Origin of the sequence: Clostridium tepidiprofundi DSM 19306 (assembly GCF_001594005.1) — a bacterium.
In the GTDB taxonomy this organism is placed as follows: Bacteria; Bacillota; Clostridia; order Clostridiales; family Clostridiaceae; genus Clostridium_AC; species Clostridium_AC tepidiprofundi.
Window position 1 is genome coordinate 34,080 of the sequence record NZ_LTBA01000022.1, and the last position, 6,722, is coordinate 40,801.

The following is a 6,722-nucleotide window of genomic DNA, read 5'->3' on the forward strand; positions in this document are numbered from 1 at the left end:
TATGATTGTTCAATAAAATCATAGAAAGCCTCAATTTATAGTGTTAAGAAGTAAATGTTAAATCGTATATAGGTTATGTAATTTTTGGTTCTAATGCAGTCCTCAAAATATCTCCTAAAATATTAAAGCTCAAGACTGTACATAATATAAATATTCCAGGGAAAAATGCTAAAAACGGTTTATCAAGAACATAGGGTTGAGCTCTTTGAAGCATACTTCCCCATGAAGCCATTGGTTGTTGAACACCAAGTCCTAAAAAACTTAATGCTGATTCAGAAAGTATAGCTGAAGCAACGCTTATACTGGCAGCAACTATTACAGAAGGCAAAATATTGGGAAGTATATGTTTTCTTATTATAAAGAATTTACTAGCTCCTAGAGCTTTAGAAGCATGAACAAATTCTCTTTCTTTAAAAGAAAGAGTTTCGGAACGAACTATTCTAGCTACCCCCATCCATCCAAATAAACCTATTATAATAACTATATTTTTAATGCTTGGACCAAGGTACGCATTAGCAATTAATATTAGAAAGAATGTAGGTATACACATCAAAATATCTAGTATTCTCATTATTAAATTATCCACAAATCCACCTATAAAACCACTTATCATTCCTATTATAGTACCTATAGATATTGAAATAATCATAGAAAAAAATCCAACTACAAGGGAAACTCTTCCACCATAAAGAATTCTCGTAAAATAATCTCGCCCCAAATCATCTGTTCCAAAAATATGTTTTAAATTAGGAGCAACTAATTGTTCTTCTACATTTAACCTATTTGGATCATAAGGTGATAGAAATGCAAAAAAAGATGCTATGATAATTAATATAAGAATGACCAATGATACAGATGCAAGTTTATTATTTTTAAATATTATTTTTAAATTTAATAACATTCTCTTAAACATTATTTTTTCACCACCATATTCCTACTCGTTATAATGATTGCTATGATTGACATTCTTTTGAGCATTAACTTTCCACCACCCTTATCCTAGGGTCTACTATACCGTATAGAATATCAGATATTAAATTTCCAAGTATTAGTAGTATTGATGAAATCATAGTTATAGCCATCACAGAAGGATAATCTCTGTTGAATATAGATGTAATCCCAAATCTACCCATACCAGGCCAACCAAATATTGTTTCAGTTATGAATGCACCAGTTACTATATCAGGTAAACTCATTCCTATTATTGTAATCAACGGCAAAATAGAATTTTTCAATACATGCTTGAATAACATGTTTATTTCGGACATACCCTTACTTTTAGCTGTTAATATATAATCTTCTTTTAGCTGACTTATAGCACTTGACCTAACATATCTAGTCATTACAGCTGTACTTGGGAAACTTAAAACCATACAAGGCATTATTGAATGTTTAATTAAATCCCAAGTTGAGTGAACGTGGAAACTCCTCATACCAATACAAGGAAGAAGCCTAAAAATTGAACAAAATAATGTCATAAGCATCATAGCGAACCAAAAACTTGGTATAGATATTCCTATATAGCTTATTAATGTAATAAAATTATCAATAAACTTATTTTTTTTAATTGCACATATAATGCCTAATGGTATTGAAAATATAAGAGATATAATCATTGAAGACATCATTAATCCCAAAGTAGCAGGGAGTCTTGCTGTTATTTCGCTACTTATTGGCTGATGAGTTATGAATGAATATCCTAAATTGCCATTTAAAATATTTTTAATCCATTTCATATAACGCACTGTCAATGGTTGATTTAATCCTAAACTTTCTTTAATTTTCTGCATTTGAGCTGAATTCATACCCGGAGCAATAAAAGTTCTTGATGGATCTCCAGGAGCTAAATTCATTATAATAAATGAAATTATAGATATAACAATTAATGTCGGTATCATTTGAATTATTCTTTTGAATATGTATTTTACCATAGTATTACCTCATATTTTAATTTTGTATAAAACCTCCAACGGCTTATATTAAATATAAAAACGAAAATTAATATATGCACATTGGAGGTAAGGGGGAAATTGTATTTGCTCATTTATAAAATTTATAACTACAAATTTCTATAAACATAATATTATAGTTTACTTTTCTATAAAGTATAATTTAGATAAATCTTCAAACATAAAAATAGGTACCGTTTTAGCTTCTTCAACTCCACCTATATTTGATGAAATCGCTATACAAGTAGTTGAATAATTTATATTAAATTGTACAGCATCTTCTGCTAATTTTTTCTGAATAGTTTCGTATATTTCTCTCCTTTTAGAAGGATTTGTTTCAATTGCTCCTTTATCCCATAATTTATCTAAATCCTTGTTAGCATATGAAAACCAATTCTCAGAACCATTTTCTGTAAATAATTCACTATAAGAATCAGGATCTGTACCACAAACATATGCATTTATTACTAAATCAAAGTTTCTTGCTGATTCATTGAACAACTGATCGTAAAAAGCTTGAGCTTCAAGAGGAACAGGTTGAACTTCTATACCTATTTTCTTTAAATCTTCTTGAATTGAACTCATTTGATTTATATCTAATGGACTTGAAGCCATATAAATAAATTTCAATTTTATATTACTTACTCCTGATTTTTTCATAAGTTCCTTCGCTTTTTCTAAATTGTAGTTGTAATGCTCTACATCATCTGTGTAGTATAAAGTGCTTGGTGGAAATACAGAATAAGCATCTTTAACATTCTCTAATGAAGAAAAAGAACTTTTTAACAATTTCTTTTTATCAATGGCATAACATATTGCTTGTCTAATTTCTTTTTTTCTAAGATATTTATTTTTAAAATTAAATCCTAGATAGTTAGGCATACATTCATCATAAGTGTAAGTTTTAAATCTACTATCCTTTGAGTATTTATTAAATGTTTTTTCACCTATGTACATGGCATTTATTTCACCATTTTCAAAGGCAATTTTTTGAGAGTTTTTATCTCCTGCAATTCTATATACAATTTCTTTTATGTGAGGCTTTCCGTTGTAGTAATCATCAAATCTTTCAAGTGCTATGTATTCTCCTTTTTTCCATTCTTTTAGTTTATATGGACCTGAACCTATGGGATTATTATTTTTATCAGATTTTTCTATATCATTTACTCCTTCAAAAATATGTTTAGGAATAGGTCTTATACTTCCTAAAGTTTCCATAAAAGGAACGTAAATTTTAGGAAGTTTGATTTCTAGAGTTAAATCATCAATCTTTTTCAGTTCAATTGGTTTACCATCTATTATGAATGAATCTCTAGCTGCCATGTGTTGTTTTTTATCTAAAGCTGCATTTATGGAGAATATAATATCGTCAACGGTTATTTTTTTACCATCATGCCATTTTAAATTATCTTTTAATTTAACTCTGTAAGTTAAATTGTCTTTTAATACATCTACTTTTTCTGCAAGATAATATCTTATATTATCCCCATCAATAACGAATAATGGATTAAACAAAGCATTATTTACAGTAAAAGTTATTCTATTGTTTTGATAATAAGGATTTAAAACTGTTGGATCACTTGATGAAACGAATATCATAGTGCCTCCATCTTTGATTTTTACCTCTTTAGTGCTAGTAATTTGTTTGTCCGTCTTTTGTTGCGATGCAACTACTTTAGGGTTTTCAGTGTTTTTGCTTACTTTAGTATTAGATTGTCCACAACTAGCTAATCCCAAACTAATTAGTCCAATTAAAGCTAAACTAAGCATTTTTGTCTTTTTCATAAATTACCTCCAATTTCATTAGTATTTTTCCTCAGTTAATTGTAATTTCATAATATGTTATTTTCAAGCTAAAATTTATAATATTTTATAAAACAATAGATTGAAATGTACTTATTGATTAAATAAATTGACGAATAATTGCGAAAATGATATTTATATTTTTCCAAAAATTTGATTATATTTAAAATATTTAAATCATAATGATTTAATATGTAAAGTTACAAATGAAATTTACACCTCTCCCACTTGTATAAGTAGGAGAGGTGTAAAATTTACAAATGATTCATATTTCAAAATATAAGGCATTTTCAAAAAAATAACTAGTCAGTATGCTAGTCTATTTTGCGAACTACTTCATCGTTGGAACCCGTTGATAGAACCTACTATCAGCGGAACCCAACTCTTTGTATTTCACAAAATATACGTCGCATCTTTGACTTGTTATTTTCTTTCAAATGCCTAATTATTATTTATTTTAGAATTTAAGTGTTCATCCTTTATTTATGAGTAATGCTACCTGAAGGATATAATGTAGTGCCTCCAAGATAAACATGTATATTATTTGTTAAAGGAACATTATTTTCATTAATAACTTCTCTCCACCATTCCCAAGAAAGTCCTGTACACTCTCGTGCATATATTCTTATATTTGTTGCATTAGCAGGAAGTGGTATTGTTGTGGAAAAATGAGCCGTTTTATCCTGCCAGTTTCCTTTCCACTTTTTATGTTTTAATACTTCCTTTCCATTTTTATCAAATGAGAGTTCATCCCATGATATGTCAAATTGAGCAACATAAGCACCGTAATGATCTATAGTTATTTTACCTTTTGAATACTGTGTAGATTTTGTTTCAATATACTCTGTTCTGTTTTTTACAGAAGCAATTGAATTATCTTTCAAGAAAACACTTGTATATGAAATTGGATAACCAGGATTTTTGCTGCTAAATTCTGAATTTTCTTTAATTATGTTGCGAATTTCATTAAAATCCTTTGTTATTATTTTGTTATGTTCTCTCGAGTCTCCTCCTAATACAACAGCTGTAAATGTGCTATTATCAAAAATATGTTTGTATTTACTACTAGCATCTACATTTACATCTTTTAATAGGAATTTAAAAGCAGCTTGTACATCTTGACTATCAGAACTTGTTTCCAATTTTACATAAATTGTCCTACCATATGATACATTTGATACCATAAGTGGTGGATTTTCGTCATTGATACCTTTGCGAGTTAATTCTTCAAAAGTAACACTTTCATCGAAAAGATCTGATGGGTTATTTGGAAGTTCAGCACTTACTGTATAAAAAATTTGTTTATATGCTACAATCATTACCTTCTTTTCTCCATTTGATATGGCATTGAAGTCTATTCCAAGTGAATTGTCTAGAACTTTAGCACTCACATTAAGTGCTGCTGCGATCTGAGATTTACTGTATACCATAGACTCTGAATACTGTGTTCTTGTAGGTAATGTATGTGTTGATGAGTATTTTGAGTTCCAATAGGATACTAAAGAATCTATTGCACCAGATACATTACCATAAGTAGGGTTGTCCACTGTTACAGTATTTTCGTTTTTCATGCCTGGTAAATCAATACTAATATTTAAAGGTTTTCTTTTACATATTACTATATCAGGTCTGTTTTCAATAAAATCTTCATTTGCTAATTGTATTGCTCCAGGGTAAGTACGATCGTTAATAGAATCAATAATGGAAATATCTACTGGTGATGTTGTAAGTGATTTCTTTTTGTGTTCAACAACTATGAATTTACCTCCTGATTTTTTACCTTGTTTAGAAACAAAACTTTCTATTTTATCTCCATGTGATGCTAAAATTTCATTTCGATTATACTTTAAATTACCTATACCATAATTAATATCATTTAAATGACTTGCTTTATTTGAGGCTACTTTTATGCCGGTTGTTGCAAAAGTGCTAAATGGTTGTGCTGTTATGCATATGGCAATACCTAAGCACGCTGCTAATTTTGAAAATTTAATATATTTGAATTTTTTCATAAAATTAACTCCTCCTGCGTAATTTTGTACAAATAATTGAAAAATATAAATAGTTAAAGATGATTGCAATCTCTGCTAACATATTTATCTGAATATATTAAATTATATTAAAAAAACCATTTAATATAATTTATACATATATTATATAACATTTTTCCATATATTTCACGCTTTTTTTACAATTTTAGTACAAAAATTTAATTTTTATTATTATTATCTTAAATAAGAAAATATTATTTCTGAATTTATCGATGCTACAAAATTCCTACTTCTATAAATGGGAGATTGAAGCTCTTTACTTCAGGTGGAGTAGAGTTTCCACTTGAAGTATCGATGTTTTGCTTTAGCAAAACGAGTTCACTTTAATTTTTAGAATATTGAATTATAGTGCTAAAAACTATTGTATTAAAAAAATCAACAATATTATGAAAAATACTGTCGTTTTTTTCCTGTTTTGAGTAGACTATATTTGACAAGTTTTTTTACAATTGTGTGGTACAGTATATATTGGATGGTCTTATTAAAATATTTAAGTATTTAAATTATTAAAAAATATCAACTATTTTTCATAAATATTCTTATATGCTTAATGAAGTTTAATCTACTTAATTTTGTTACATTGCAAATTTAATTATTTGAGAGGTGATTATTCTTGAAAAAATTATTTCCAATATTAATTGGAATTCTTTTGACTGTATGTACAATGCAATATGTTACTATACGTAAAGTAAAAAAAACTGCAAACAGAATGGAAAACAAAATTGAAATTTTGCAAAATGAAAATAGAATATTAAAAGCAAATAAAATTAACTGTAAAGATTATTATATAAACTATAGTTGAGAAAATTTCATAACATATATTTACAATTAAATAATTTCATAAAAAATAGAGACAAATTTCACTTTTTGTTGTATAAATTATTTTGAATACAAACTTTAACAACAGGAGTGAAATTAT

5 protein-coding genes are annotated in these 6,722 nt (G+C 27.7%); 1 reads left to right on the top strand and 4 read right to left on the bottom strand.

Annotation, left to right across the window (positions count from 1 at the left end; genetic code table 11):
* Positions 1-73: 73 nt before the first annotated feature.
* The 4 genes from CLTEP_RS09185 to CLTEP_RS09200 form a co-directional block, all read right to left on the bottom strand.
* Complete coding sequence (locus CLTEP_RS09185) at positions 74-913, bottom strand: ABC transporter permease (protein WP_066825816.1); 840 nt, start codon at positions 911-913, stop codon at positions 74-76.
* Between the two features lie 64 nt (positions 914-977).
* Positions 978-1,931, bottom strand: coding sequence for an ABC transporter permease (locus tag CLTEP_RS09190; RefSeq protein ID WP_066825819.1), 954 nt, complete (start codon positions 1,929-1,931; stop codon positions 978-980).
* 159 nt (positions 1,932-2,090) lie between these two features.
* Positions 2,091-3,734 (bottom strand): ABC transporter substrate-binding protein, encoded by a 1,644-nt coding sequence (locus CLTEP_RS09195; protein ID WP_066825822.1) that lies wholly within the window; start codon positions 3,732-3,734, stop codon positions 2,091-2,093.
* 497 nt (positions 3,735-4,231) lie between these two features.
* Positions 4,232-5,764 carry a thiol-activated cytolysin family protein gene (locus CLTEP_RS09200; RefSeq protein ID WP_066825824.1) on the bottom strand — a complete coding sequence of 511 codons (1,533 nt, stop codon included), beginning with the start codon at positions 5,762-5,764 and terminating at the stop codon, positions 4,232-4,234.
* A 652-nt stretch (positions 5,765-6,416) separates the two neighbouring features.
* Here CLTEP_RS09200 and CLTEP_RS09205 point away from each other — a divergent pair.
* Entirely contained in the window at positions 6,417-6,605 is a 189-nt protein-coding gene (locus CLTEP_RS09205) for a hypothetical protein (protein WP_066825825.1), read from the top strand.
* Positions 6,606-6,722: the final 117 nt, after the last annotated feature.

Excerpts from the sequence above, each read along its gene's own strand:
- CLTEP_RS09190 (WP_066825819.1), bottom strand. The coding sequence starts at position 1,931 with ATGGTAAAATACATATTCAAAAGAATAATTCAAATGATACCGACATTA.
- CLTEP_RS09185 (WP_066825816.1), bottom strand. The coding sequence starts at position 913 with ATGTTTAAGAGAATGTTATTAAATTTAAAAATAATATTTAAAAATAAT.
- CLTEP_RS09195 (WP_066825822.1), bottom strand. The coding sequence starts at position 3,734 with ATGAAAAAGACAAAAATGCTTAGTTTAGCTTTAATTGGACTAATTAGT.
- CLTEP_RS09200 (WP_066825824.1), bottom strand. The coding sequence starts at position 5,764 with ATGAAAAAATTCAAATATATTAAATTTTCAAAATTAGCAGCGTGCTTA.